At 44.2% G+C, this 24,060-nt stretch carries 28 protein-coding genes and 1 pseudogene; 24 read left to right on the top strand and 5 right to left on the bottom strand.

Features of this window, described 5'->3' with window-relative positions; all coding sequences use genetic code 11:
• The first annotated feature begins 196 nt into the window (after positions 1–196).
• From BQ4305_RS04405 to BQ4305_RS04385, 7 genes are read left to right on the top strand one after another with little or no spacing between them, the layout of a single operon-like run.
• A complete protein-coding gene (locus BQ4305_RS04405; protein ID WP_110926647.1) occupies positions 197–682 on the top strand; it encodes a hypothetical protein in 486 nt (161 codons plus the stop codon).
• Positions 628–891: a DUF4176 domain-containing protein gene (locus BQ4305_RS04400; RefSeq protein WP_199880554.1), complete on the top strand. Its 264-nt coding sequence runs from the start codon at positions 628–630 to the stop codon at positions 889–891. Before BQ4305_RS04405 ends, BQ4305_RS04400 begins: the two co-directional genes overlap by 55 nt.
• Positions 891–1,100 (top strand): hypothetical protein, encoded by a 210-nt coding sequence (locus tag BQ4305_RS04395; RefSeq protein WP_110926645.1) that lies wholly within the window; start codon positions 891–893, stop codon positions 1,098–1,100. Before BQ4305_RS04400 ends, BQ4305_RS04395 begins: the two co-directional genes overlap by 1 nt.
• 25 nt (positions 1,101–1,125) lie before the next feature.
• On the top strand, positions 1,126–1,275 hold the full coding sequence (locus tag BQ4305_RS21280; protein ID WP_199880553.1) for a hypothetical protein: 150 nt from the start codon (positions 1,126–1,128) through the stop codon (positions 1,273–1,275).
• Positions 1,276–1,301: 26 nt separating this feature from the next.
• The gene (locus tag BQ4305_RS21980) at positions 1,302–1,433 is read left to right on the top strand and encodes a hypothetical protein (RefSeq protein WP_267888086.1); all 132 of its coding nucleotides are present in this window, start codon (positions 1,302–1,304) and stop codon (positions 1,431–1,433) included.
• On the top strand, positions 1,430–3,178 hold the full coding sequence (locus BQ4305_RS21275; protein ID WP_234396872.1) for an RNase A-like domain-containing protein: 1,749 nt from the start codon (positions 1,430–1,432) through the stop codon (positions 3,176–3,178). The genes BQ4305_RS21980 and BQ4305_RS21275 overlap by 4 nt, the downstream gene beginning before the upstream one ends.
• A gap of 16 nt (positions 3,179–3,194) precedes the next feature.
• Positions 3,195–3,494 (top strand): contact-dependent growth inhibition system immunity protein, encoded by a 300-nt coding sequence (locus BQ4305_RS04385; protein ID WP_110926644.1) that lies wholly within the window; start codon positions 3,195–3,197, stop codon positions 3,492–3,494.
• A 325-nt stretch (positions 3,495–3,819) separates the two neighbouring features.
• Here BQ4305_RS04385 and BQ4305_RS04380 read toward each other — a convergent pair whose 3' ends face one another.
• Entirely contained in the window at positions 3,820–4,020 is a 201-nt protein-coding gene (locus BQ4305_RS04380) for a helix-turn-helix domain-containing protein (protein ID WP_026089141.1), read from the bottom strand.
• A gap of 165 nt (positions 4,021–4,185) precedes the next feature.
• Here BQ4305_RS04380 and BQ4305_RS04375 point away from each other — a divergent pair.
• The 8 genes and pseudogenes from BQ4305_RS04375 to BQ4305_RS04340 all read left to right on the top strand — a co-directional run.
• Positions 4,186–4,284, top strand: a pseudogene (locus BQ4305_RS04375) (recombinase family protein); the annotation flags it as partial.
• Positions 4,285–4,636: 352 nt separating this feature from the next.
• Positions 4,637–4,771, top strand: a complete 135-nt coding sequence (locus tag BQ4305_RS22070) for an SMI1/KNR4 family protein (RefSeq protein ID WP_324611561.1) — start codon at positions 4,637–4,639, stop codon at positions 4,769–4,771.
• A gap of 591 nt (positions 4,772–5,362) precedes the next feature.
• Positions 5,363–5,683 (top strand): hypothetical protein, encoded by a 321-nt coding sequence (locus BQ4305_RS04365; RefSeq protein WP_199880552.1) that lies wholly within the window; start codon positions 5,363–5,365, stop codon positions 5,681–5,683.
• 296 nt (positions 5,684–5,979) lie between these two features.
• Positions 5,980–6,876 (top strand): 5-oxoprolinase subunit B family protein, encoded by an 897-nt coding sequence (locus BQ4305_RS04360; protein WP_110926641.1) that lies wholly within the window; start codon positions 5,980–5,982, stop codon positions 6,874–6,876.
• Entirely contained in the window at positions 6,869–7,840 is a 972-nt protein-coding gene (locus BQ4305_RS04355; RefSeq protein ID WP_110926640.1) for a 5-oxoprolinase subunit C family protein, read from the top strand. The genes BQ4305_RS04360 and BQ4305_RS04355 overlap by 8 nt, the downstream gene beginning before the upstream one ends.
• Positions 7,841–7,867: 27 nt before the next feature.
• The gene (locus tag BQ4305_RS04350) at positions 7,868–8,134 is read left to right on the top strand and encodes an acetyl-CoA carboxylase (RefSeq protein WP_110926639.1); all 267 of its coding nucleotides are present in this window, start codon (positions 7,868–7,870) and stop codon (positions 8,132–8,134) included.
• A 16-nt stretch (positions 8,135–8,150) separates the two neighbouring features.
• Positions 8,151–9,506, top strand: a complete 1,356-nt coding sequence (locus BQ4305_RS04345) for an acetyl-CoA carboxylase biotin carboxylase subunit (protein WP_110926638.1) — start codon at positions 8,151–8,153, stop codon at positions 9,504–9,506.
• A 25-nt stretch (positions 9,507–9,531) separates the two neighbouring features.
• Positions 9,532–10,305, top strand: coding sequence for a LamB/YcsF family protein (locus BQ4305_RS04340; RefSeq protein WP_324611564.1), 774 nt, complete (start codon positions 9,532–9,534; stop codon positions 10,303–10,305).
• A gap of 501 nt (positions 10,306–10,806) precedes the next feature.
• Here the strand turns inward: BQ4305_RS04340 and BQ4305_RS04335 are convergent.
• Positions 10,807–12,234, bottom strand: a complete 1,428-nt coding sequence (locus tag BQ4305_RS04335) for an amidase (protein ID WP_110926637.1) — start codon at positions 12,232–12,234, stop codon at positions 10,807–10,809.
• A complete protein-coding gene (locus BQ4305_RS04330) occupies positions 12,231–12,413 on the bottom strand; it encodes a hypothetical protein (protein ID WP_110926636.1) in 183 nt (60 codons plus the stop codon). Before BQ4305_RS04330 ends, BQ4305_RS04335 begins: the two co-directional genes overlap by 4 nt.
• Positions 12,414–12,667: 254 nt before the next feature.
• On the opposite strand from BQ4305_RS04330, the gene BQ4305_RS04325 reads away from it, so the two are divergent.
• The 6 genes from BQ4305_RS04325 to BQ4305_RS04300 are packed head-to-tail and all read left to right on the top strand — an operon-like array spanning position 12,668 to position 19,726.
• Positions 12,668–14,245: an ABC transporter substrate-binding protein gene (locus BQ4305_RS04325; protein ID WP_110926635.1), complete on the top strand. Its 1,578-nt coding sequence runs from the start codon at positions 12,668–12,670 to the stop codon at positions 14,243–14,245.
• 41 nt (positions 14,246–14,286) lie between these two features.
• A complete protein-coding gene (locus BQ4305_RS04320) occupies positions 14,287–15,234 on the top strand; it encodes an ABC transporter permease (protein ID WP_110926634.1) in 948 nt (315 codons plus the stop codon).
• Positions 15,235–15,254: 20 nt separating this feature from the next.
• Entirely contained in the window at positions 15,255–16,169 is a 915-nt protein-coding gene (locus BQ4305_RS04315) for an ABC transporter permease (protein ID WP_110926633.1), read from the top strand.
• Between the two features lie 26 nt (positions 16,170–16,195).
• Positions 16,196–17,185, top strand: a complete 990-nt coding sequence (locus tag BQ4305_RS04310) for an ABC transporter ATP-binding protein (RefSeq protein WP_110926632.1) — start codon at positions 16,196–16,198, stop codon at positions 17,183–17,185.
• A gap of 2 nt (positions 17,186–17,187) precedes the next feature.
• Positions 17,188–18,198: an oligopeptide/dipeptide ABC transporter ATP-binding protein gene (locus BQ4305_RS04305; RefSeq protein WP_110926631.1), complete on the top strand. Its 1,011-nt coding sequence runs from the start codon at positions 17,188–17,190 to the stop codon at positions 18,196–18,198.
• Positions 18,199–18,226: 28 nt separating this feature from the next.
• Positions 18,227–19,726, top strand: a complete 1,500-nt coding sequence (locus BQ4305_RS04300) for an amidase (RefSeq protein WP_110926630.1) — start codon at positions 18,227–18,229, stop codon at positions 19,724–19,726.
• Positions 19,727–19,924: 198 nt separating this feature from the next.
• Here BQ4305_RS04300 and BQ4305_RS04295 read toward each other — a convergent pair whose 3' ends face one another.
• Together BQ4305_RS04295 and ypfJ are read right to left on the bottom strand one after the other, a co-directional pair.
• Positions 19,925–20,419 (bottom strand): hypothetical protein, encoded by a 495-nt coding sequence (locus BQ4305_RS04295; protein WP_110926861.1) that lies wholly within the window; start codon positions 20,417–20,419, stop codon positions 19,925–19,927.
• Between the two features lie 275 nt (positions 20,420–20,694).
• Entirely contained in the window at positions 20,695–21,540 is an 846-nt protein-coding gene (gene ypfJ, locus BQ4305_RS04290; RefSeq protein ID WP_110926629.1) for a KPN_02809 family neutral zinc metallopeptidase, read from the bottom strand.
• 447 nt (positions 21,541–21,987) lie between these two features.
• On the opposite strand from ypfJ, the gene BQ4305_RS04285 reads away from it, so the two are divergent.
• The 3 genes from BQ4305_RS04285 to essB all read left to right on the top strand — a co-directional run bounded on the left by BQ4305_RS04285 (position 21,988) and on the right by essB (position 24,056).
• Positions 21,988–22,281: a WXG100 family type VII secretion target gene (locus tag BQ4305_RS04285; protein ID WP_110926628.1), complete on the top strand. Its 294-nt coding sequence runs from the start codon at positions 21,988–21,990 to the stop codon at positions 22,279–22,281.
• A gap of 119 nt (positions 22,282–22,400) precedes the next feature.
• Positions 22,401–22,640 (top strand): ESX secretion system protein YukD, encoded by a 240-nt coding sequence (locus BQ4305_RS04280; protein ID WP_110926627.1) that lies wholly within the window; start codon positions 22,401–22,403, stop codon positions 22,638–22,640.
• Positions 22,641–22,718: 78 nt separating this feature from the next.
• Complete coding sequence (gene essB / locus BQ4305_RS04275) at positions 22,719–24,056, top strand: type VII secretion protein EssB (protein WP_110926626.1); 1,338 nt, start codon at positions 22,719–22,721, stop codon at positions 24,054–24,056.
• The last annotated feature ends 4 nt before the right edge of the window (positions 24,057–24,060 follow it).

Genomic DNA, 24,060 nt, shown 5'->3' with positions numbered 1-24,060 from the left:
TGACCCTTCCACTTCCCGTCGTTTAGGGCTTCTCTGAAAGCTGGAACATAATCTTGTAAAACGCCTCCCACCTTTAGAAAAAAAAGGTATTATAGTGAGTCCTTGGTATTTAGATATTTTTAACCATATCATTTCCAATTCATTCGTTTATAATATATATGTATGTAAAAATTTAACATGAGAGGGAGGGAACGGTTTGAATCATAAGACTCAGTTAAAGGCACTGGCTATGCAAAAAATAGCTCAAATCATGGACTCCTTATCAGATGAATCAAAAGGCAGATACCGTGCGGCAATCCAGGAGTTCGCTGATTTATACCTGGAGGATGAGCTCGTATTTCAGGAACTTTATTTTGCTTTCAAGCAAGGGTTCTCTTCCTGCGATATAAAAAGCACAAATGGGGAAGCAATTTATTATAGAAAAGAGAATGATGAACATGTAGTTCAGTTTAAACGGACCCATTATTGTTTACATGAAACTCTTTTCTTCCCTTTCGTTACTTCCTGCATTGAAATTATGAGAGAAGTGCTGCCGTTAGGGTCAGTGGTGGAGCTGAACCCGCTTTACTTTCTTCCGGAGCAGCAAACTTCCTCACCGCCAAAATTGTCATCACCAAACGTTTTACAGTGCCAACAGGCTATCAAACGTTTTTTCCGTACGGCGGTGTGGTGTACCCTGTAGGGGAAATGAAGAAGGATGCCATCCTCTATTTTACAGAGCCCTTGATTACAAATGTGATCCATACGGGTTTTAAAGATGAAATGGAAGAAGCGTTTGAGCTGCTTATGAAAGAAGAGCTGATTGTAGAAAAAAATATGACTTCAATTGAGTTTTCCGCACAGGATATGCAATCCCTTCAGATGGAAATGGAAAAAGCGGGTGAAAGATAATGGCAAACTATACGTCCGGTTTTTGTTATAGCGTAGCATCCAATATGATCTCCTCTTTGGAAGATGCCAAATATGGGATACAGAAGAATTTCGAGCAAATGGACTTAGAAAATGCTTCTGTGGAAGAAGAAATGCGCGAAAAAACGGAAGAAATGATCACTGAACTGAATCGGCTGATCGCCGCCATTGAATCCGTTCATTTTAGATGAGAAAATAGCAGAGAGGAGTGTAGAATTGGGAACCGAACATATCAAGATGGATATCCGCGAGCTGCAGGCCACTTTACAAACCCTGCAATCCAGTATCGACGAGTTTAGCAGTTACACAGACACCTTTCGTACGGGGACAAGAAATCAGCTGAAAAGCTTTCATTCTGATTTATAGAAAAAGTGGATGCGATTCTGGATCATATGAATAATGATATGAATACGGATTTAGTAAAAAACATGAATGACGTCTATGCAGCCGGTAAAGGAATATTGGAAGAAATGAAAAAGGCAGACGAAGAAGTGGGCAGGGCGATTCGGAGCGGGCAGTCATGAAACGGGACATCCAAATCAACTATGGAACGCTGGACCAGATCATTGAAAAGCTTCATACATATAGGCATGCCCTGCATCAGATGCAGAGTTCTCTCAACACAATAGCGGTCTACGCAGAGAGGAATGCAGGAAAGAGCCTGGAAGCCTGGGACGATCTCATGCAGCAATCCAAGAAAAATATCCAAAGCTATCAGACGCAAATTGAGGATTTATTGACATTGTTTGAAAGCTATGTGGCCGATACAACAGCTTATATCACACCTATTTCCAGAAACAGCATGATGAGAGTCGACCGGAACGATATTTGGGGGAATCTCTCACAGATTGAATGGGGAGTAACGAACAGCCTTACCCGTGCAATCTTGGAAGCCAATCGGTCCCCAAGCCTTCTGTCTAGTCTGTTGGACGATGCAGATCCGGAAGAAAAAGAGCGCAGCAGATCTAATCAACAGAAGCTGGCAAGCCTTCGAAACGACATGGAATCCGCTCAATCCAGGCTTAAACATAAAATGGAGGAGCTGTGGGACCTCTATGAGTCAAAAGTAAAAAAGTTTGAAAACACAGATGACGAATATGCAAACAAGGCCGCGGCGGTCCAAGATCGCTATATGAATTTTTATGAAAAGATAAGCGATGCGGTTTCTGTAACGACTGGTGGAATCAGGGATTTTAGAGATGGGGTAGAGGATACAATTCTGGAGATACTGAAAGGCGTTGTTACGCTTGTTATCGATGCTGGCATCATTGCCGTATCAGACCTGATTCCAGATAGTATAGAACCGGATTTTCTAAAAAAAGCTTCCGATAAAAGGATAGAGAGTGCTGCGGAAACGCTCGAACTGATTATAGAAGATCCGGTCATTATCCTTGAATCGATGGCTCAATCCATATCAGACACCGCTGAAAAAGAAGGAATCATGTACGCATCGGGAAGTGCAGCCACTTCCTTCATCCCATACGCCGGCAAAGCCAAATACCTCAAGCTGTTAAAAGTGGAAAAAAGTATCAATAAAGCCAGCGGAACCCGCTCAGCCATCTCCAAAAAGCCAACAGAATCCGTTCAAGGCTTGGGCGGAATCAAGAAAGAAAACGCCGCATGGCTGAGCCATATAAAAAATGGCAGCCAACAATACATCCAGGATGTCACCCAGTTCTTTAGACAAACCTTAATGCCCAATCCGCCCTTTCAGCTAAGTGCGGCGAATCAAGCACCCATCAATATGATGAACAGAACTATGATCGAAAATCGGATGGATTCGATTGTTTCTGCTTCTCCTGGGAAGGTTGAGGGGAAGGGAGCTGGGGGTGGTGTTACTAAGGATATAGATAATGTTAAGCAAGGAGATAAAAGTTCTCTAGCCCCTGGTGGTGGATTAGCTGCTCATGAGTTAAAAGGTGGGCATTTAATAGATAGGCATGTCGGAAAAACGGATGAACAATTATTGGAGAGATTGAAAAATAATCCTAAAATTACTGGTTCTTCTACTTTTAAGGATAGAATGACAGCTGAAAAAGTTGCTGATACAGTTCTTAGAGAACCTAAGAATATCGAGAAAATCCAAAAATGGATATCAGACCCAAATAGTAGACCTACCTTACCTTTAAAATTCAAAGGTGATGGGAAAATAATTGGTAGAAGTGCTACTAGAAATTCAGAAGTAATCGAGAATGTTACAAACGCAAAAATAATACTTAAAAAGGATAGTAATGATAGTTTTATTTTAACAGGATATCCTGTTAAATAGAAAGAAGGGATAGTTTATGGATGAAACTTATGATTACTTAGAGGAGCTGGAAGATTTTTTAGGAGGAACATTTCATCAAGACATCAGTTCTCCAGAACAAGCATTAGATGAGTTTATAAACGAAGCTAGCATAGAATGTCTGCTGTCTACAATAAAGGATTGTGAGAAGTTTTTGAATAGTAATTTAACAAAACAGGAGAAAGAAAATATTATTCAAAATAATGCTGAAGTTTATTTTCCAGCTATTGAATTAAACCCTCTACAGTGGCTAAATAATTTAGTAGAGAAAATGAAAGAAGGAGTGAAAACAAAATAAAAAAAATTAAAAGATAATCTTGATTGGCTAATGCCTTTCAAGGTTTCTTTTTTTATGGGGGCGATCTAGTGCCGAATGAACCGCCAGTTATTTATAGAATATAGATAGCCCATATAAGCCCTATATGATGTTTTAACGAATTATAAAGTACGCACACACCTTTAAAATGTATGCCCTATCTACTCTTTATTTTATTAAGCAAATAACCATAATATCATCAGCTACCACCATTTCAATTCTTCAAAACCTTACCTTCGCTTTCTCACTGCCTTTTAAATTTTTTCGCAACTTTTACGTACATAGAACGATTACTATAGTAAGAGGACTACTCCACCTCGATTAATTCCTGAATGTCGATGTCTAACACTTTGCATACTGTTTCTAATGTTGATAGATAAACCCTGTCCACATTGTCTGAACAGAGATGGCTGATAGTATTTGGTCGCAGACCTGTCATTCGTGCCAATTCACGTTGTGAAAGGTCACGTTCTTTAAGAATTTCCTTTAATTTGATTGATATTGGCATGGTAATTCCCTTCCTCTTTCTTATGCTACCTTTACGATACACAATAAATTTGTATCGGTAAAGGGGTTGATTGTATCGCTAAAGCCGCATACAATGAATTTATATTAAATATAGCGGCTAAGCGTTACGTTAATCCAGATTAGCGTAACGGAGGGGGAAGATATCATGAATGTTATCGGATATATTCGAGTATCTACACAAGGACAAGCAAGGGATGGTTACAGCCTTGCTTACCAGGAAGATGAAATTAAGGTATACTGTCAGACCCATCAAGATGGAAAAACAATGATTCTTGTGGATAAAGATATTCATAGGGAATTTACTTATGCTGGAGGAGTATCAATTGTTAATGGAAAATAATTTGAGAGGGGTATTTTAATATGGTGAAAATTGAAAACTCACATAAGAAACTTTCTATGGAAGAGATTGAGCTGTTTGAAATAGAAAATGGTGTGAAATTAACAAGAAAAATATAAGAAATTTTTACTTCAATGGAATGGTGGATACCCAGAACTTAGTATATTTAATATTTCTGATGAACTTGGGAAAAGTGTTTTGAATGTATTTAATGGAATTGGAGATATGTATGATAATTTAGAGAAGGTTATAGATATATATGAGTTTAGGCTTGCAAAGGGCTTTACCAATTGCAGATGATTCAGCAGGTGATGTTATATGCATAGGTACTGAAGAGCCATATTATGAAAAAATTTATTTTTGGGATCATGAGCAAGAACCAGAAGATTCCTGATATATGAGTAATATGTATTTTTTAGCAAATGATATTGATGAATTCTTGGATAATTTATATGAGAACACCGAAGAATAAAAAAGTATTAGCAATGAATTACATTATAAAGCTAAACTATAAAGCTAACTATAAAGCACTTGATTGCCTATTAGGTAACAGGTGTTTTTCGTTTTTTAATGAGACATTTATGCTTTGGATAACATGAATTTTGCTTTACTGAAATTCATAACTCATGAAGGTTGTACCATCATGGAGTATTGTTTTAATACTTGGATGAACTGAACGAAAACGAGAAATGGACGAGATGACAATTTAAATGGCAGGGGTAGTTATGACAGGGAATGGCTAAAAAACTAACGAGAATGACAAAGCTCGTGACGATAAAAGGTAGGTTACGTAAAAAAATTTTCTTACTGGCTTCCCTCCTTACTAGATTCAGTACAGAACGAATCTATTTTTCCACAGAATCCACAAACAAATTGAAACCGGTTGGCTAAAGAAAAACTTATCCACACCGAAGCAATTGTGGATAAGTTAGGGCCTCTCAGCTGGTCCTTGCGATAAAATATAGAAAAAATAAATGGAGATTTTATGGGTATGATGATACTGGCAGCCGGTCTTTATGCGCTGCTTCACCTGTTAGCGGGAATCATGCAAGTCAGGAAAAGGAAAGTTCCTCTTAAAAATGCGCTTCTTTTCATTGTGGGCAGTATCGTGCTGCTGCTGACACCCTTCACGTATGAAAACACCTATACAACGGGAATTCTTCTTGTTGCCGGATTTATTCTTATCCAAATTGCGGCCATCCTGAATGGATTTCATCTCCATGGAAAGATAACTGTCAGTCATCAATTGGTGCGCTTGCTCCTTTTCCTGCTCATATTATCTCTTTATCTAGTATTCAGCGAATAACGAAGGCACTCAGTTTGAGTCTGTTTGCACTTAGGCTCAGGAGGATACCAGATTGAAAGAGTATATATACTGCAGACATTTTCGGCCGGCTATAGCTGGCTTTTTTACTTTGTATTCAGTTTTGAGCAGCGTTGGGTCAATTTTGACTTATTTTCCATACAGGCGGGAGCTGTTGGGTCCCGTCTTGCAGCCTGAAATGCCTGAAAATTGTGGATATGTTGAAAAATAGGGGATTTTGGCATGGATTTTGCATTGGTATACATGTAGATAAGTGAGCATAAAAAGGGGGAATGAACATGGCAGAACAAATAGAAACCGCAATCAGGTATGAGCATGGCGGAGATGAATTTGTGTTTGTGGAATTGTCTGAGGCGATGTCCTTGGAAGCAATGTTTACAGGCATGGCCATTACGAAAAAACTGGCAGAGCAGCAATTGCCCGGCATTATTGATATTTGTCCGGGAAACGCTTCATATATGATCCGGGTCAACCCGGATGTACTGCACCCAAAGGTCTTAATTCAGGAATTGAAACGGATAGAAGAGTCTGTGTCGGATTTGGAGGATATTCACATCCATTCCCGGCTAGTGGATGTTCCGATCCTGTTTGAAGATCCGTGGACACATGAAGCGCTGATGAGATTCCGCGGCAACCATCAGGATCCTGATTCAACGGACTTAGAATATTCGGCCCGCGTCAACGGGTTTGCATCAAAAGAAGAGCTGATCCAAACTATTGTCAATTATCCCTTTTTAGTGTCCATGGTCGGTTTTGTTCCTGGCCTGCCGTTTTCCTTCCAATTAACTTCCCAAGACAAACAAATTGAAGTGCCGAAATATGAGCGGCCGCGCACTTTCACACCTGAACGGGCTTTTGGATTTGGCGGGGCTTTTGCGGTGATTTATCCTGTTCAGGGTGCCGGCGGATACCAGTTATTCGGAGTGGCGGCCGCACCCATATTAGATGTTGAACAGAAGCTCCCTGATTTCCAGGAATCGATGGTTTATTTCCGGCAGGGGGATATTTTGCGCTACCGGGACGTGACCATGGAGGAGTATCAGTCCATTCGGGAGCAGGTAGAAAGAGGGGAATTCAAGTACCACACAGAGGAATTGGTCTTTACGCCGAAAGAAGTGCTGGAGGATCCAGAATGGTTTGCGGGGAAAGTGATGAGGAGGTTATACCATGATTAAAGTCATTGAGCCTGGCTTGGAAACAACCGTCCAGGATAACGGCCGGATCGGCTATTATGCGTTAGGAATGCCGCCTTCAGGAGCGATGGACAAGTATGCCTTCACCGTGGCCAATTTATTAGTCGGGAATGAAGAGAATGCGGCGGTTTTGGAAGCGACATATTTGGGGCCGGTATTGGAGTTTCAGGCAGATGCCGTCATCGCGATCACAGGCGGAGAGATGCAGCCGAAGCTTAATGGCGAGCCGATTCCGCAGTGGAGCTCCGTTTCTGTTAAAAGAGGAGATGTACTTTCCTTTGATTTTATCAAAAGCGGAGCGAGAATTTATATTGCGGCGGCCGGCGGCATTGATGTGCCGGTCAAAATGGGATCGCGTTCTACGTACACGCTTTGCGGCATCGGCGGGCTCGAAGGTCGTTCGCTCAAAAAAGGAGACATCCTTCCAATTGGAGATGCCGTGGCCCGAGCGGCCCGTGCAGAGCCATCTTCTATCCCAGAAGAACTGCTTCCGGTCTATCAACGGGAGCATGAAATTCGGGTGATGATGGGCCTTTGCAGTTATCGGCTGACGGAAGAAAGCAAACGGCGCTTTTTTGAGATTGAGTGGAAGGTTACCCCGGATGCGAACCGTGTCGGCTACCGATTCAAAGGGGAACCGCTTGATTTCATTGAGCGGGAGCAGCCGTTTGGAGCGGGCAGCAATCCTTCGAATGTGACGGATCTTGGCTACCCGATCGGCTCCATCCAAATTCCTTCCGGCATCGAACCGATCGCTTTGCTGAATGATGCTGTAACAGGAGGCGGATATGCGACAATTGCGACGATCATCAGTACCGACCTCTATAAGATGGGACAGATTAAATCTAATGAAAAAGTGAAATTCATCCCTGTGACCTTGGAGGAAGCGTTGGAAGCCCGCAAGGAACTGGATGAAAACTTAGAAAAAATAAAGGCCGTTTTATAAGAAAATAAACATACGGAGGTAAGGGAAATGGCAGAGACAAAAACGATTTTATCAGGCATACCAGGCGTGTTTTACCGGAAACCGGCACCAGATAAAGAGGTCTATGTAAAAGAAGGCGATTATGTAAAGGCAGGGGACATTATAGGACTGGTCGAAGTGATGAAAAACTTCTTTGAAGTGAAGGCGGAGGAAGAGGGCATTCTCGAATCCTTTAGAGTGGAACATGAAGATTTTGTCGATGCCGGCCAGGAAGTCGCGGTGTTAAGCATAGCGAATAAAGAAACATCCTTATGAAAAAGGAGCGGATGGAATGAGTTATTTCAAAAAAATCGTCATCGCCAATCGGGGAGAAATTGCAAGAAGGATTATCAGAACGTGTAACAAGATGGGGATTCAGACGGTAGCTGTCTACTCTGATGCAGATCAGGATGCCTGTTTTGTCAGAGAAGCGGACGAAGCGGTACATATTGGCCCATCACAGGCAAAACACAGTTATTTACAGATCGAGAAAATCATCGCTGCGGCCAAACAGACTGGAGCAGATGCCATTCATCCCGGCTATGGTTTTGTGTCTGAAAATTCCGGTTTTTCGAGAAGGTGTGCGGAAGAGGAGATTACGTTTATCGGACCGTCCCCGGAAGTGATTGACATGATGGGAAGCAAGATTGAAGCCCGCAAGCAAATGGAGGCGGCAGGTGTGCCGATTGTTCCCGGTTATAACGGAAAAATCGAATCCGAACAGCAAGCGCTGGAAATTGCTGAAGAAATCGGCTATCCGGTGATGCTGAAGGCAAGCGCAGGCGGCGGGGGAATTGGCATGGAGCTGATTCGGGACCGGGATCAGCTGCGCCAGGTTTTTTCCTCCACCATGCAAAAAGCGGATTCCTTTTTCGGGGACGGCAGCCTTTTTTTAGAAAAGCTAATTGAAAATCCGCGCCATATTGAAGTCCAGGTTGTGTGCGACCAATTCGGACAGGCGATTCATCTGTTTGAGCGGGAATGCTCCATCCAGCGGCGGAATCAGAAAATTGTCGAAGAGAGCCCTTCGCCGTTTTTGGATGAAGAGCTGCGGCAGAAATTATGCGAGACGGCGATCCGCGGTGTGAAAAAGATTAATTATACAAATGTCGGAACGATGGAATTTATTTTTGATGAGCAGAAAAACTTTTACTTTTTAGAGATGAATACAAGGCTTCAGGTGGAGCATCCGGTCACAGAAGAGGTGACAGGCCTGGACCTGGTGGAACTGCAAATCAAAATCGCGGCCGGTGAGAAGCTTGCATTGAATCAAACGGATGTCAGCCAGAACGGGCATGCCATTGAGGTCCGTCTCTGTGCAGAGGATCCGAAAACCTTCTTCCCGTCGCCAGGAAAAATTACATCCTTCATTCTGCCGGAAGAGATCAGACTTGACTTGGCCGTCGAAGAAGGGTCAGTCGTCTCTCCTTTTTATGATCCGATGATCGGGAAAATAATTTCCTATGGAGAAACGAGAGGGCAGGCGATTGCCAAAATGGAAGCCGCTTTAAAGATGATGCGTGTGGCAGGCATTACAACCAATCTTGAATTGCTGCAGGATATTGTCGGGGACCGCCTGTTCCAAGAAGGTCAGTTTACGACAAAATATATTGAAAACCGGTTAAAGTCGAATAATCTCGTTTTATAGAATGGGAGGGAGCGCATTGCTGAAAGTGGATTTGAACTGTGATATGGGAGAAAGCTTTGGCTTATATGAACTGGGCCGGGATGAAGAAATGATGCAATATATTACGTCTGCCAATATTGCCTGCGGCTATCATGCAGGAGACCCGCAGATCATGGGGAAGACCGTTGCAATGGCTAAGGAGCATCAGGTAGCCATCGGCGCCCATCCATCCTTTCCGGATTTATTAGGATTCGGCCGAAGAAGAATGAATGCGACACCCGCTGAAATCAAAGACTATGTAATCTATCAATTGGGAGCGCTCCAGGCTTTTGCCAAGCTGCATGGAGTGAAGGTCCAGCATTGTAAGCCGCATGGAGCCTTATACATGATGGCGATGGAGGAAGAGGATGTGGCAAAGGCCATTTTAGAAGGACTCTATCAAATCAATCCGGACATCGCCGTATTTGCGATGAATCGATCTGCTGTGGAGGAAGTCGGCAGCCGCATGGGCATGAGGATTGTGAAAGAGGTCTATTCCGACCGCGAACATACAAAGAGCGGCTCCATCGTATTAACAAGGAAAGGGCCTCTGATTGAAGATTATGAGGCGCTTGCCCAGCGCGTAGTCCGCATGGTGAAAGACGGGAAAGTGCGGACGGATTCCGGAGAAGACACAGACCTCACCGCCGAAACGGTCTGTATCCATGGCGATACCCCGGGTGCCGTCCAGCTTGCCAAAGCGATCAGAAAAGCGTTGGCAGAAAATGATATTCTTGTAAGTTCCATTCATGGCCGCTCAGAAGAAACGATAGGCCGCTGAGCTTTAAGGGAAAAAGCGGAGAAAAGGAGTGACTTCTCTGCTTTTTTACTATGCCAGAACCGACCGCCCCAAAAAGCCGATGAAATTTTACAAAGTGTAAAATTTCACCGGCTTTACTTATTTTGAATAAAAATAAGGACCGCTTGAGATAAAATATGAGAAAATCTTAGTCAGTAAAAAAATACATATCATGGGGTGAAAAATCGATGAACAGGGCCTTAAAAAAATCAATTCAAGCGTTTAATCGTCGGACTCATTGTAATAGTTATTCTGAAAACAGGGGGAGCCATTGATTCAAGTGTCACTCCCTATGTCCTTGTAGTAGTTGTAGGAGCAATCATCAACTATATTGGATATTCCTTTGTTGATAAAAAGAATCATAGATAGGAAAGCAGAGGATGGAAAAGAACAGGCTGCAAGAAATGGAGTTGCTCGATGGTCCAGAACAAAAATAATCCCAGGACATAAGTGATTGTCCTGGGATTATTTTTGTGGATGCATTTAGACGTTTTCTGTGATCTCCTCCAATTCTGGTTTTTTATGTTGAGTTGGATTTGTCCGTTCGAAAGCATAGGCTGCTTTAAGGATTGTTTGTTCATCAAAGGCGTTCCCGATGAATTGGATCCCGGCTGGCATGTTTTCGCTGAAGCCGCACGGGACAGAGATGCTCGGGAATCCTGTCAAATTGGCAGGAGACTGCAGACGAACCAGTTCGTCGGCAGTGCTTAATTGCTGATTGTTCAGCATGGATATTTCTTGTCCGATATATGGCGCGGTAAATGGAAGGGTAGGGGCGACGATGGTATCGACCGTCTTGAAAATTTCTTGGAATTCATTTTTCATTTGATAGCGGATTTGCTGGGCCTGTACATATTCCACGGCACTTGGCAGTTCGCCAAGCTCCAATGACAGACGGACGTCTTTTCCGAAGTCCTCGGGCCGGGTTTTTAAATTGTTATGATGAATCGCACTGGCCTCAGCTAATATGGTGATCATTTCAGCGTAGAAAGAGTTTTGGAGACTTGGAAGTTTAACTGGCTTTATAACCGCACCTAGATCTTTTAATGTTTCAATAGCTTGATAGAATAAACTTTCTACTCCGGGCTGGATGTTTTGTAAATAAAAATCTTCTTCGATACCGATAACCATGCCCTTAATGTCATCGGTGAGTAAAGTGCTGTATGGCAGAACTGTTTTCTGGATGGTAGTGGGATCATTTTGGTCGAAGCCGGCAATTGCTTCAAGAAGGATGGCTGCATCCTGAACCGTTTTGGTCATGGGACCAACATGGTCCAAACTGAATCCTAAAGGAAAAACGCCATGCTTGCTGACTCTTCCATGTGTTGGTTTTAATCCGACGATCCCGCAGACAGAAGCCGGGATTCGGACTGATCCGCCTGTATCAGTGCCGAGAGATGCAATGGTTAAATCAGCGATCACCGCCGCACCGGATCCTCCGCTTGATCCGCCTGGGATTTTTTCCAGGTTCCATGGATTTCTGCACGGCCCGTAGTGAGGATTATTGGTCGTGCCTCCCCAGGCATATTCATGCATGTTCAATGTACCTGTGAATACGGCTCCTGCCTCTGCTAATTTCTGTACGACTGTCGCATCGTAACTTGGGATGAAATCCTTATGGATTTTGGATCCCATCGTCACAATTTTACCTTTTGTATAAAAGATATCCTTGAGCGCCATTGGGATTCCATGCAGTTTTCCCTTATAAATTCCTTTCATGATTTCATTTTCCGCAAGCTTGGCTGATTTTCTGGCATCCTCAGCATCTACACGTATGTAGGAGTTGATTTTACCGTCGTATTGCTCAACCCGATATAAGACGGATTCTGTAATTTCTACTGGGGACAGCTGCTTGGATTGAATTAATGGGGCCAATTCTCCAATTGATTTCTTTGCCAGTTCCTGATTCAAATGATTTCCCCTCCATTCGGAATATTGGTCAGAGCCATATTGCATTCGTTAAGCTGGGCTTCATCCACTGAAACTCTTAAATTCTCTAAGACTGTCATTCTCGCTTCTAATACTTCGTAATCTTCCTCCGAAATCGATAGGCCTTTCAATTGATTGGTGAGATAAATAAAGTCTTTCATTTTTTCTCCTCCTCTTTCAATTTATAAAACCTTGATGTGATAAAACTTTACGTTGTAAATCCTAATCTACAATAAGGTTCGGAAAATTACAATAATTTAGTCGATGAATTTACAAGAAAAGTAAAAAAAGAAGCGGTTTACGAAAATTAATGTGAAGAAATCTGACAAAAAACTGGATACTGTATAAATTTGGTGATATATTGTGCAGCATAAAAGATTTGAAAATTCTGATAATTTTGAGAGGAGGATTATTTTTGAAATTAAAGTATTTTAAGCTGCTTTTCGTTTGTATCATTTCCATTTACCTCACTGGCTGCGGAATTGCAGAATCAGCAGAAGACAGGAAAACACTTATTATCGGAATTGAATCAGAAACCGATGTACTCGATCCCCACAGAGCGGGGGGCTGGGTGACATTCCGGGTGAATTATCAAATGCATGAATCTTTGGTTACAGAAGATTTATCCACGAATGCTGAGAAGACACCGCCGCTGAAAGCGGGGCTGGCTGAAAAATGGTCTGTTTCAGACGATGGACTGATTTATACATTTCATTTAAGAAAAGGAGTTACGTTCCATGACGGCACGTCTTTTGACGCAAAGGATGTAGAATTTAACATCAGGCGTGTCTGGGATAAAGACTTTAAGTATTATGATGCCCTTTCGGCAGGACAGGTGGCGGCTACATATGCAAATCTGGAAAAAATTAACATCATCGATGATTATACAATCCAGCTTGTCATGGATCAGCCATTTGCCCCTTTCTTGCGCATGCTGGCTCAGGGAGGACTGGGCTCTTCAGGAATCATCAGCCCGGACGCTTTAAAAAAGTGGGGGAATGACGGTTATGCCGAACATCCGTCGGGAACAGGACCGTTCAAGTTCGTGGAACGCGTTCGGGGCGAAAAAATTGTCCTTGATAAAAATGAAAAGTATTGGGGAAAGAAGCCAAACATCGACAGGGTAATCTTCCGGCCGATCCCAGATGCTTCATCAAGGGTGCTTGCACTTGAAAGCGGGGGTGTGGATATCATTTCCGTCCCGCCGCCGGACAGTGTAAAAGGACTGAAGGAGAAGGGGTTCAAAGTAGTAGAAGGAGCAGCCCCGCATGTATGGTATCTGTCGATGAATTTTAACAATAAAGAAATGCAGGACAAGAAGGTAAGGGAAGCAATCAGCCTTGCGATTGACCGGGAGGGAATGACCAAAGAGCTGCTGCAGAATACGGTTACCCCGGCGAAGAGTGTACTGTCCCCGGCAAATGAAGCCTATGATGACAAGTATGATGGCTATGAATACAATCCTGAGAAGGCCAAAAAACTGCTGAAGGAGGCAGGGTATGAGGAAGGATTCGATACAGTCTTCAGAACATCTGTTGACGGATCCGGCCAATTGATTCCCGTTCAGATGGCAGAATGGATCCAGCGGGATCTTGCGAAAATAGGAATCAAAGTCAAAATCGAGACGTATGAATGGATTTCATATTTAGGTGTCTATTACCAGGAAGCTCCGGAGGAAATCGGCTTTTCGCAGATGTCTTGGGGGATGAGCACTCCTTATATTCTGTCCATCATGTCTCAATCAGAAAGTAATTCAAATGTAGGAAAATACAAAAATGCTGACGCAGATGCGCTGATGGCGAAGGCCACTGCAGAAACTGACACTGAGAGATCCAATGGCTACTGGAGATCGGCGAATGAGAAGGTGACAGAGGATATGGGGATTATTGGGGTTGTGAATGATAAAGCGCCATATGCCATGTCTGATAAGGTAGAAGGCTTCATTGTTCCGAATGAGGAATGGTTCAGCCTGACGGACGTCAAATTAAAATAATTCAGTAAGTCATTGAATATGGAAAGGATGGTGTGTGAAGTATGCTTTCATATGCGATAAAGCGAATTTTGGCGATTATTCCAATTTTGTTTGGTGTCTCATTTTTGGTGTTTTCCATCGTGTATCTGATTCCGGGGGATCCGGCTGTGAAAATATTAGGACAGGCTGCTACCGAGGAATCCGTGGCTGCACTGAGACAGGATTTAGGCCTGGATAAACCGTTTTTCACACAGTATGGAATATGGCTGGGGCATATGCTGACAGGAGACCTTGGAACCTCAATCACGATGAGGGTGCCCGTTGATACAGTCCTGCTGCCAAAATTGCTCAATACGCTGATCCTAACGGCAGGAAGCCTGGCAGTATGTATCATTGGAGGAGTGTTAATCGGCCTGTTCGCCGGATTAAAACCGTATTCCTGGTTTGATCGCGTCTCTATGTTCTTCGCGCAATTTGGCGCGAATGTACCTGTCTTTTGGCTGGCGATCATGCTTATGTGGATCTTCTCGATTCAATTTGGCTGGCTTCCGGCATTTGGCATGTACGATATGAGAACAGACGGGAGTATCCTTAGTGTGCTTCAGCATCTTATCCTGCCTTCGATTGCAGCGGCGACGGTTTCACTCGCTGTCATTGCCCGACTGACGAGGAGCAGTTTAATCGATGCTTTCAATTCGGATTATATTAAAACATTCAGGGCTTATGGAATTTCAGAAAAGAAAATTGTCGTGAAGCATGCGTTTCGCAACATCTTATCACCAATCATCAATATGACAGGACTGCAGGTTGGCTCACTGCTGGGCGGTGCCTTATTTGTAGAAGTAGTATTTTCCTGGCCGGGACTTGGGAGCCAGCTGTATGCATCTATTACAGGACAGGATCTGCCAATGGTCCAAGCCGGCGTTCTTTTTATTGCCATTAGTTTTGTACTGGTCAATCTGATCAATGATTTATTGGTTGCGGCTCTCAATCCACGCCTCAAACATTAATAGGAAGGAGAATGAATCAAATGGAAAAATTAGAACCCGTTTTGGAAACTGAGCAAGTCCTAGACCATCAGCCTGCCATTCAGAAGGAAAACAAGGTCAGCCAGCTATGGAATATTTTTAAAAAAGATAAGCTGGCGGTAGCCGGTCTCTTTATCATCCTCTTGGTGACAGCCGTTTCTTTGCTTGCCCCGTTTATTGCTCCTTATGATCCCAATATGGCGCACGGATCTAAGCGGCTGTTAGGTATCGGCACACCGGGGCATATATTGGGAGTGGATGAACAGGGGAGAGATATTTTGAGCCGGCTGATCTGGGGCGGGAGAACTTCCTTACTAACAGCGGTTGTGCCGATTGTTCTAGTGTTCGGTATCAGTTTGATGCTCGGACTGTTCGCAGGCTATTGGGGAGGGAAAACCGGGGAAGTAATCATGCGGCTGCTGGACGTGCTGTTTGCCTTTCCGATGGTGCTTCTGGCCATTGTCATTTCAGCCATTATCGGGGCAGGCATTTTAACAATCATGACCTCCTGCTGTCTGGTCATGCTCCCATATATGACGAGAGTCGTTTATACCTCAACGGTCAATGAGAAAATGAAGGAATATGTGGAAGCCTCCAAAATTTTAGGGGCCAGTAAGGTTCAGATTGCTTTCAAAGAAGTACTGCCCAATGTCATTTCTGATCTCATCGTATATTCGACTACATTAATTGGGGTAGCGATGGTATTCGGGGCCGGTCTTAGCTTTTTGGGACTTGGTGTTCAGCCGCCGGATGCCGATTGGGGAAAAATGACGTCCGACGGAATGAAGGTGCTGACACAGGGAGCCCCCCATATTGCGACCATTCCGGGATTGGTTATTCTAATTGTGGCTACTGCTTTCAACTGGCTGGGAGACGGAATCAGGGATATTTTTGATCCGTATAAGCGCACTCAATAATATCGAAGGAGAGAGGGGAAAAAGTTATGACATTACTGGAAGTTTCCAATTTAAAAACACATTTTCATACAGCCAGGGGGAAGGTGAAAGCGGTGAATGGTGTTTCTTTTTCCATTGCTAAAGGAGAGATCATGGCTCTTGTCGGCGAATCGGGATCTGGAAAAAGTATTACAGGTTTATCCATTTTAGGACTGGTGCCTCAGCCAAACGGAAAAATTGAAGATGGTCATATACTTTTTAATGGAGAGAATCTTGTTGGGAAAAGCACGAAGGAATACCGAAGAATACAAGGAGAAGAGATTGCGATGATCTTCCAAAATCCATTAACGGCCATGGATCCCTCTTATACGATTGGCAATCAAATGCTTGAAATCATCCGTTCCCGTAAAAAAATCAAGAAAAAGGAAGCAAACGCAGAAGCTCTTCACTTACTGGAATTGGTGGGCATCCATGAGCCGGAACGAGTCCTTGCCGCTTATCCCCATGCTTTAAGCGGAGGGATGAGGCAAAGGGTCATGATTGCAATGGCTTTAAGTTGTAATCCAAAACTATTAATAGCAGATGAACCGACGACTGCGCTTGATGCTACCATTCAAAAACAAATCCTGGATTTATTAAAAAAAATCAATAAGGAAATGGGAACGGCCATCCTGATCATCACCCATGATTTTGGAGTGGTGGCCAATTTATGTGATACGGTGGCAGTGATGTATGCCGGAAGGATTGTGGAATATGGTGAGACTTCGGAAATCCTGATTAAACCAACGCATCCGTATACTAAAGGGCTGATGGGCGCCATGCCAGAATATCAAGAATTGGAGGGGGCTGGCGCGAAAAGGCTTGCCCAAATTGACGGGACACCGCCGGATTTAATTCATCTGCCGTCTGGCTGCAGTTTCTTCGACCGCTGCCAGTATGGCACCGGACTATGCAAGCAGGCCTTTCCGGAAGCAACCTATCCCAACAAAGCAGCCTCTCAATTTGTGCATTGCTATCATGCTAAGGAGGTAATCTGAACATGACTGCATTATTAGAAATCCAGCACCTTCATAAACGGTTCCCGAAAAAAAATAATAAACTATTCCGCAAAAAAGAATTCTTTAAAGCCATTGATGATGTGAACTTAGAGATAAAAAAAGGAGAAATCCTTGGGTTAATCGGTGAATCTGGATCAGGTAAATCTACTCTGGGCCGGATGATTATGGGTCTTTCGAATCCAAGCAGCGGTTCCATAAAATTTAACGGCGAAGAAATCAGCCAATTGACAGATAAAGAAAAAACCCCCTATTACCTTAAGATGCAGATGATCTTTCAGGACAGCACCTCTTCGTTAAACCCAAGAAAAACAATCGGCGAGCAAATTACGGCGCCGATGCTGCGGCTCGGTGTAGCCGAAAATAAATATGAAGCAGAGCGGGATGCTATGCAGCTATTAAAAAGAGTCGGGTTAAAGCCCGAACACTTCTATCGGTTTCCACATGAGTTTTCCGGCGGGCAGCGCCAGCGGATCGGAATAGCGAGGGCCTTGGCTTTGAAGCCTGAATTTCTTGTGCTGGATGAACCGACTTCAGCGCTTGATGTCTCCATTCAGGCGCAAATCCTAAACCTGCTGTTAGACCTCCAAGAAGAATTTAACCTCACTTATTTATTTATTGGCCATAACTTAAGTGTCATAAAGTTTTTTTGCCATAGAGTTGCTGTGCTTTATAAAGGGAAAATTGTCGAGGCGGCAGAAGTGGATGACCTCTATGCAAAGCCGTATCATCCGATTTCGGAAATGCTGCTTGAATCCGTTTTGACACTGGAAAAACGGGATGACTCTTCGGAATTCAAAGAAGTCTATCCGTCAGGGTCCTCGAACAAGAGCTCGGGCTGCTCGTTTGCAGGGGTATGCAGCTATGCAACGCCTGCCTGCTTTGAAGCTCATCCGCCTATGAGTGTACAAAACGATGGGAGTGAACGTTCCTACGCCTGTTTCCATCCATTGAATCAGGAAACAGAAGAATTAGAGGCAGTATTATTGCGATAATAATTTCTTTAATAGAAGGGGTGTAAATATGATACAAGAAAATAATGAAGCGGCAGTAAAAAGTGTATGGAATGAAGACGGACTGGACATCACAGAACTGTCGGTTAAGGAACTGCAAAATGCCATGGAACAGGGATTGGTCACTTCAGAGGAATTAACAGTGAAATATTTAGAGAGAATCAAAAAATATGATAAGGAAGGACCAGCCATTAATTCGCTTGTATACGTGAATGAAAGGGCCATCCTGACTGCCCGTGAATTGGACAGGGAGAGGGAGGAACAGGGAATCAGGGGATGGCTGCATGGAATACCGATTGTTCTGAAGGATAATTACGATACATTTGATATGCTCACAACAGCTTCCTCTCTTGTATTGAAAAATTCTTATCCGCTGCAGGATTCTTTTATGGTGCAGCAATTAAAGGAAGCCGGCGCAGTCATCATTGGCAAGTCCAACATGCATGAGTTTGCGTATGGGATTTCCACTCATAGCTCTCTGGGCGGGCAAACATTGAATCCATATAAGCTGGAGAGGCATCCAGGAGGATCGAGCGGCGGAACGGCGGCTGCTGTAGCAGCAAATTTTGCAGCCGTTGGATTAGGAACTGATACAGGATGCTCCATCCGCAACCCGGCGGCGCATAATAATTTGGTAGGTTTGCGGCCTACTCAAGGGTTAACGAGCAGATCTGGAATCATCCCTATCTCATTCACCCAGGATACAGGAGGGCCTATTGGCAGAAATGTGGAGGATGTCGCCCTTGTCATGGACATCCTGGCAGGAAAATTTGATGAGAGAGATCCGAGTACAAAAGCAGGAGAAGACAGACAGCCGGAAAGCTATCTGGCCTATCTGCAGTCAAATCAATTGAAGAAAGTGAAAATAGGAATTTTAATTGATAGATTTGGCGGAAACAAAGACTCTGAGCCTGTCAATAAAGTCTTGCTGAAGGCTATTTCGGATATGGAAAGCAACGGAGCGGAAATGCTAGAAATCAGGCTGCAGGAATTGCTGGATTTCGATGCACTCAGTATTCCAAAATTTGAATTTAAGACAGCCATTGAAGAGTATTTGAATTCTTTAGGGGAAAGCCGTCCGGTATCCACATTAGAAGAGATTATCGAATCTGGTCTGTGCAGCCCGACTATCATGGGAGATTTAACAGAAGCGTCGTTAATGTCGCTGGAAGACCCGATTTATAAAAAGCGATTAGATGAAAGAGAACAATATCGGGAAACAATCATCAAGAAGATGAATGACTTAGAGTTGGATGCCATTTTGTATCCTACCTTCCAATCCCCGGCACCTTATCTATCTGAACAAAAATGGGAGGACAATAATGGGGATCTAAGCGCCTATTCCGGTCTGCCGGCAGTCAGCGTCCCTGCTGGATTTACAGAAGAAGGCATCCCGGTTGGTTTGGAGCTTTTAGCCCGGCCGTTTGAAGAGGGAACCCTGCTTGGAATTGCGTATTCATTCGAACAGAAAACCAAACATCGGAAACTGCCGGTTCATACGCCGAGGTAAGTGTTATGCGGTAAGAGGGAGAGACTGAAGGCTTGAGCCAGGCCCCCCGGAAAGCGTTCCTGCACCGGAAGTCGATGCAGCAACATTTACCCCTCATCAAATTTCTCAAAGGAAATTGATGGGGGGATTTTTGCACTAAAAAGCCGACTGGCTTGAATCAAACCAATCGGCTATGAAAGAGTCTGCGTTTATTTAATTTTACGGCTCCTGTTTTACGGTTTGCTTTTCATGCAGTTTTTTCATAGCAAATCTCGCAATAGGCTGTGCGATGACCAGTTCAATCCAAAAGGCAACACCGAAGTTTCTAAACCATTTGGGAAAGAAGTTCTGAATAGGATCAAGGCTAATTTGTTTCGTGCCCACCCAAGTTCCGATAATGGTCAGAAGGATCGATAACACGGTTACGTTTAATACAATCGTTAATAACACCCGTGCATTAAATCCATCCTGTTGTCCGGTGAATTTTGGCATTGCTTTTCCCGCTAACGGTCCGGCCACTAATGTGACTAATAAAACAACGATCACCCACATAACCGGCATAATCTTGAGCGTTTCAAGATAATTTTCTTTACTGAAACCACGTTCCATCCCCATAATAATCGGGGCGATCGTATTGACTGAAATAATGGAAATAATCAGTAGAAATAGGATTCCTTCTTTTGGATTTTGCGGCAGCCGAGCTTCCTTGTACATCATTTTTACCCTCCGAAGATGAAAATTTCAGATGGCAGACGTATCTTGCGACATGTATTTTTGGCCAGTCTCTTGACCAATATCTCTACACACTGATTTGCTTATTTTAACACGCTGTTAAATGAATTCCAGTCTTGTTTTATTCAGCCGGCTGTGAGCAAAGGGACAGCGATTCTTCTGTTGGGGGAGATGGCAAAAGGGGAAGAATCGAGTGTGTTTCAGACCAATAAGAAATGCCTGGTGCCACTAGGATCCAGGCATTTTTGAATGGGGACTTACAAACTTTCGGCATTAAAGGTGTCGCCGTCTTCAATTGTTCCGGATTGGAAACCTTTGCTGAACCAGCGCTGTCTTTGGGCGGATGTGCCGTGGGTGAAGGTTTCAGGGACGACGTAGCCCCTTGCCTGTTTCTGCAGGGTGTCATCGCCGACGGCACTGGCGGCTGTGATGGCTTCATCCAGGTCTCCTTCTTCCAAAAGGTTCATTTCCTGGGCGTAGTGGGCCCAGACGCCGGCGTAATAGTCGGCCTGCAGTTCGAGTCTTACTTGATATTTGTTATATTCTGTTTCACTTAGCCTGCTGCGGAGGGACTGGATCTTTTCCATGGTGCCGAGCTGGTTTTGGACGTGGTGCCCGACTTCATGGGCGATGACATAGGCCATGGCAAAGTCTCCGGGAGCATGCAATTGCTGCTCAAGCTCGTCATAAAAGCTCAGGTCGATATACAGTTTCTCATCTCCGGGACAATAGAACGGTCCGGCGGAAGCCCCGGCTGTCCCGCAGGCGGATTGGACGCTTCCGGTAAACAGGACGAGTGTCGGCTTTTCATAGGTCAGGCCTTCCTTTTTAAAGATCTCGGTCCAGACTTCTTCTGTATCGGCCAATACGACTGAAACAAACTCGGCTGCTTCCATTTCCTCTTCGGTTTCTGTATAGGGAACGCTGCTGACCGTCCCGGTGTCCTGGAAGCTGCTGAGAAGTTCAGAAGGATTGCCGCCGAGGAGCGTGACAATCAGGATGACAACGAGGCCGATTCCGCCCCCGAACATCGTTTTCCCGCCGACACTGCTTCCTCTGCGGTCTTCTACATTCGTGCTTCCTTGTCTGCCTTTCCACTTCATTATGTACCCTCCTTAATCTCCATCTCTGTTACGGCTGCTTCTTACTGGCTATATACCCCGTGAATAGAAGGGTTAGACAAAAATGTTCCACGTGGAAACAAAACGGATGCATGAAAAGGGAGAGGTGCTTGCTTAAGAAGGGGGTTCCGAATTTCCCGCACCCTATAAGCTGCGGTTCCGAAGTGTTCGGAGGGGTCTTTCGAAAGGGAAGCTGCGACTTCTTTTTACCTACTAATATGGAATCAAAAACACATTATTTCCTTTATATTCCTTTAACAGGTTTATTTTACTAGATATATAGGTAAATAGGATAAGAGTTCCAAATTTATAAAAAGGAAATCTAAGAATATATATCCATTTTTCCCTCAAATTCGGAATCCTTATGGCAAAAAATGTATGATTCACTTAAAATGTAACTACATTCACAATTTTAAGGAGGAGTTATTTATGTCAGGAATTATTCGCGTAACACCAGCTGAGTTAGTAGAAGTAGCCAGACAGTACCAGAACGAAAGCAGCAATGTATCAGAGCAGATTGTCCGGCTGGATAATATGATCAGCCATTTGGTCAGTATTTGGGAAGGGGCGTCCAGTGAAGCGTTCGCTGCTCAGTATGAGGAATTGAAGCCTTCTTTTAACGAGATGGCCCGCCTTCTTACAGAGGTTTCCCAGCAATTGGAAAAATCTGCTCAGATTCTAGAAGATACAGACAGGGATATCGCCAGCCAAATTCGCGGGTAACCGGTTATAAAGAGAGAAAATCTTGGTTCAATGAGGAAGCGCCGCGAATCGATAGGGATGAGGGCGCTTTTTTCTTTGCGAACACAGGATGGATTTTGTTTTTTTTTAGAGGTGATGGCGTGTATATTCAATTGACAATTGATCTGAATCGATATACCGGGGAAGTATTCGATCTCCAGGTTTCTGATCTTCGGTCCATTAAGAAAGTGATTGAGATTGTCTGGCAGGTCAAAGGGATCGAGGCTGTCCCGCGTGAAGGCTATTGGGTCAGAGTGCAAAACAAGGATCGGGTCTGTCCGGGATATGAAACCCTTCAGGACAGCGGCATCACGGCGGGAGACCGGATTGAGGTGCTGTAGCCGGCTTATCTATGTGTAAAAAATAGGAAATTAGTCTGTGAGCCCTTAAGCGAGGGAAATTAGAAGGAGCAAGCATTTATGGAAAAGAATCCATCATATTTGGAAAATCAGACAGGAGCAGAGATTCGGTCTGATGACGGCTGTGTCATGGTTTTTCAGCGGGCGAATCTGGCGATGCAGCATCCGTTAGAGCTGGAGTTAATCAAGGAAATCGACCCCGGAATTCACAAGGAGATTGAAGTAACGGAAAACGAAGTGCGGATCACTTATACGCCGCCTTCCTCTTTGTCTGCCTATAAAAAAATGGGTCAAAAAGCAGAGCTGACTAAATGGTATGCGGCCCATCAGCTGGTGAAAAAGGTGAAAGAGCATCGGTTTTCCCGGCTGAATCTGCTTGTCTGTCCTGAAAATATTCTATTCGATTCGAGTGCTTTTCCGTATTTCTTCCATTATGGGATCAGGGAAAGCCTGCCGCCTTATGAGGATGATCAGGAGAGGGTGCTGAAGGAGACGAAGGCTTCTGTCGCCGGGCTTGTGGACGGGCAGTTTGATTTTGAACAGTATTTGTTATATTACGAGACACTTAAACTGTCTCCAAAGGCGAAGGAGATTATGGAGGCGAAAAGCTTTGATTCCCTTTCGGCTTTGATTGCTGCAGAGATTAATAGTCTGGAAGAAAAAGAGAAGGCGTTTATCCATATTCCTGAGAAGAAGTGGCGGGTGCAGCGCTACCTATTTTGGGGGACGGCAGCCGTTCTTGTGCCGGTTCTTGTCTATGCGGTCTATTCTCTCCTTTTTTCACATCCAAGGCAGGAAGCGTACGTTCAAAGCAATGAGAATTTCCTGAAGCAGAAATACAGTGAGGTCATCGAAGGGCTTGAGCCATATAAACCGGAAAAGATGCCGTATGTCGTTCAATATGAGCTGGCCAAGTCGTATGTCCCATACATTGCGCTGGCGGATGAACAGCGGAAGAATGTCGACAAGAGCCTGACGCTTCAGACTGACAGCCAGTTTTTCCAGTACTGGATCCATATCGGCAGGGGCGAAAGCGAGGAGGCACTAAGCGTTGCCCGGTCTCTGGAGGCACGGGACATGATTATGTACGCGCTGTATCAGCGCCAGGAGGAGATCAAGGCTGACTCCAAGCTTTCTGATGACGAAAAGAAAGAAGAGATGAACAGCATCGAAACGGAATTGGAAGAGTACAAGCAGGAAATCGAAGAGTATGAGAGACAGCTGGAGGAAGACGGAGAGGCAGAAGAGCCGGCTTCCGATGCAGCCTCTGGTACAGGGCAGCCTGATGGGGAGCTTCAGCAGGAAGAAGGAAAACCAGCAGAGGGAGAAGCGAACGATGGCGCGAATGAGGAGAACAAGGATAAGGAAGCGGCCAAAGAAGAACCAAAAGAAAAATGACCAG

Source organism: Bacillus massiliglaciei, assembly GCF_900098925.1.
GTDB classification, from domain to species: Bacteria; Bacillota; Bacilli; order Bacillales; family DSM-1321; genus Peribacillus; species Peribacillus massiliglaciei.
This window is presented reverse-complemented; position numbering and strand designations above follow the sequence as displayed.

Bases quoted from the DNA above. Each gene is read 5' to 3' on its own strand.
- BQ4305_RS04395 (WP_110926645.1), top strand. From the start codon at position 891: ATGGCAAACTATACGTCCGGTTTTTGTTATAGCGTAGCATCCAATATG.
- BQ4305_RS21980 (WP_267888086.1), top strand. From the start codon at position 1,302: ATGAATAATGATATGAATACGGATTTAGTAAAAAACATGAATGACGTC.
- BQ4305_RS21275 (WP_234396872.1), top strand. From the start codon at position 1,430: ATGAAACGGGACATCCAAATCAACTATGGAACGCTGGACCAGATCATT.
- BQ4305_RS04385 (WP_110926644.1), top strand. From the start codon at position 3,195: ATGGATGAAACTTATGATTACTTAGAGGAGCTGGAAGATTTTTTAGGA.
- BQ4305_RS04380 (WP_026089141.1), bottom strand. From the start codon at position 4,020: ATGCCAATATCAATCAAATTAAAGGAAATTCTTAAAGAACGTGACCTT.
- BQ4305_RS22070 (WP_324611561.1), top strand. From the start codon at position 4,637: ATGAGTTTAGGCTTGCAAAGGGCTTTACCAATTGCAGATGATTCAGCA.
- BQ4305_RS04365 (WP_199880552.1), top strand. From the start codon at position 5,363: ATGGGTATGATGATACTGGCAGCCGGTCTTTATGCGCTGCTTCACCTG.
- BQ4305_RS04360 (WP_110926641.1), top strand. From the start codon at position 5,980: ATGGCAGAACAAATAGAAACCGCAATCAGGTATGAGCATGGCGGAGAT.
- BQ4305_RS04355 (WP_110926640.1), top strand. From the start codon at position 6,869: ATGATTAAAGTCATTGAGCCTGGCTTGGAAACAACCGTCCAGGATAAC.
- BQ4305_RS04350 (WP_110926639.1), top strand. From the start codon at position 7,868: ATGGCAGAGACAAAAACGATTTTATCAGGCATACCAGGCGTGTTTTAC.
- BQ4305_RS04345 (WP_110926638.1), top strand. From the start codon at position 8,151: ATGAGTTATTTCAAAAAAATCGTCATCGCCAATCGGGGAGAAATTGCA.
- BQ4305_RS04330 (WP_110926636.1), bottom strand. From the start codon at position 12,413: ATGAAAGACTTTATTTATCTCACCAATCAATTGAAAGGCCTATCGATT.
- BQ4305_RS04320 (WP_110926634.1), top strand. From the start codon at position 14,287: ATGCTTTCATATGCGATAAAGCGAATTTTGGCGATTATTCCAATTTTG.
- BQ4305_RS04315 (WP_110926633.1), top strand. From the start codon at position 15,255: ATGGAAAAATTAGAACCCGTTTTGGAAACTGAGCAAGTCCTAGACCAT.
- BQ4305_RS04310 (WP_110926632.1), top strand. From the start codon at position 16,196: ATGACATTACTGGAAGTTTCCAATTTAAAAACACATTTTCATACAGCC.
- BQ4305_RS04305 (WP_110926631.1), top strand. From the start codon at position 17,188: ATGACTGCATTATTAGAAATCCAGCACCTTCATAAACGGTTCCCGAAA.
- BQ4305_RS04300 (WP_110926630.1), top strand. From the start codon at position 18,227: ATGATACAAGAAAATAATGAAGCGGCAGTAAAAAGTGTATGGAATGAA.
- BQ4305_RS04295 (WP_110926861.1), bottom strand. From the start codon at position 20,419: ATGTACAAGGAAGCTCGGCTGCCGCAAAATCCAAAAGAAGGAATCCTA.
- ypfJ (WP_110926629.1), bottom strand. From the start codon at position 21,540: ATGAAGTGGAAAGGCAGACAAGGAAGCACGAATGTAGAAGACCGCAGA.
- BQ4305_RS04285 (WP_110926628.1), top strand. From the start codon at position 21,988: ATGTCAGGAATTATTCGCGTAACACCAGCTGAGTTAGTAGAAGTAGCC.
- essB (WP_110926626.1), top strand. From the start codon at position 22,719: ATGGAAAAGAATCCATCATATTTGGAAAATCAGACAGGAGCAGAGATT.